Raw genomic sequence first — 1,261 nt, forward strand, 5'->3', positions numbered from 1 at the left:
TGATTCGTCTGGCAGTTCCTGGCCGCGGCAGCGGTCTACGCACTCGGCGGCCTCGCCGTGCACGCGGTCGAGGACAACGACTGGCTCGTGCTCGTCGTCGGTCTCACCGGCGCCGCCGCCGCGGTGCTCGTGTACGCCCGTGTCGTCCACCGGACCGAGCACGCGCCCGCCCTCGACGTGGCCCGCGAAGGGGCCGGCGCGCGGGCCGCCGGGGGCGTGGCGATCGGCGCCGGAATGTTCACCGCGGTCATGGTGAACCTCTTCGCCTCCGGGCACTACACGGTCCACGGCACGGGCTCCGTGCAGGCGGCGATCGGACTGGTCGGGTTCATGGCCGCGGCGGCCGCGACGGAGGAAGTCCTGTACCGCGGCGTCCTGTTCCGGATCGTCGAGGAGCACATCGGCACCTACCTCGCCCTGCTGCTGTCGGGCGTGGTGTTCGGGCTCTCGCACCTGCTCAACGAGCACGCGACCGTGTGGGGTGCCGCCGCCATCGCCGTCGAGGCAGGGTTCATGCTCGCCGCCGCCTACGCCGCGACGCGCAGCCTGTGGCTCACGATCGGTGTGCACTTCGGATGGAACGTCGCCGCGGCCGGTGTCTTCAGCACGGAGGTCTCCGGCAACGGCGCGCAGGAGGGACTCCTCGACGCCACGCTGTCGGGTCCGAAGCTGCTCACGGGTGGCACGTTCGGCCCGGAGGGCAGCGTGTACTCGGTGGGCTTCGGCGTGCTCCTCACGTTCGTCTTCCTGTGGCTGGCCCACCGCCGCGGGACCATCGTGCACCGACGGCCCCGACGGGCCGCGGGCGGCGTCAACTCCCCCGCTACACTGCCCCGATGATCGATCGCCGACGCCTCCTGGAGCGGTGGCGCGGGCTCGACGTCACGGTCCGCGATCTGCCGCTCGGCCTGCTGCTGCTCGTGGCGTCGCTGCTGCCGGGCCTGCGGGGCAACGGCACGGAGGTCGGCGGTCTGCCGACCCGGCCCACCGATCTGCTCGCCGCCGCGGCCGCCGTCCTCCAGTGCCTGCCGCTCGCCGTGCGCCGCCGCCTGCCGCTCGTCTGCCTCGCTCTCGTGTCGGCCGGCTTCGCCGTCGACCAGCTCCGCGGCTACCACCTGTTCGCCGGGACCGCGCTGCCCATCGCCCTGCTCAGCGCCGGATTGTACGTCGAGCGGTTCCGGCGGGAGGCGACCGCGGTCGCCTCCGTGGCGTTCGTCGCCCTGTCGCTCGCGCTGCACCGGACGGGCTCGGACGAACCGGT

General features: G+C 73.4%; 1 protein-coding gene and 1 pseudogene. Both read left to right on the forward strand.

The window, feature by feature from the left end; translation table 11 throughout:
- The first annotated feature begins 57 nt into the window (after positions 1-57).
- Complete coding sequence (locus tag GTW43_RS08960) at positions 58-840, forward strand: CPBP family intramembrane glutamic endopeptidase (RefSeq protein WP_343245941.1); 783 nt, start codon at positions 58-60, stop codon at positions 838-840.
- Positions 837-1,261, forward strand: a pseudogene (locus GTW43_RS08965) (two-component sensor histidine kinase); the annotation flags it as partial. The gene GTW43_RS08960 and the pseudogene GTW43_RS08965, both read left to right, overlap by 4 nt.

The sequence above is a fragment of the Streptomyces sp. SID5785 genome (assembly GCF_009870065.1).
In the GTDB taxonomy this organism is placed as follows: domain Bacteria; phylum Actinomycetota; class Actinomycetes; order Streptomycetales; family Streptomycetaceae; genus Streptomyces.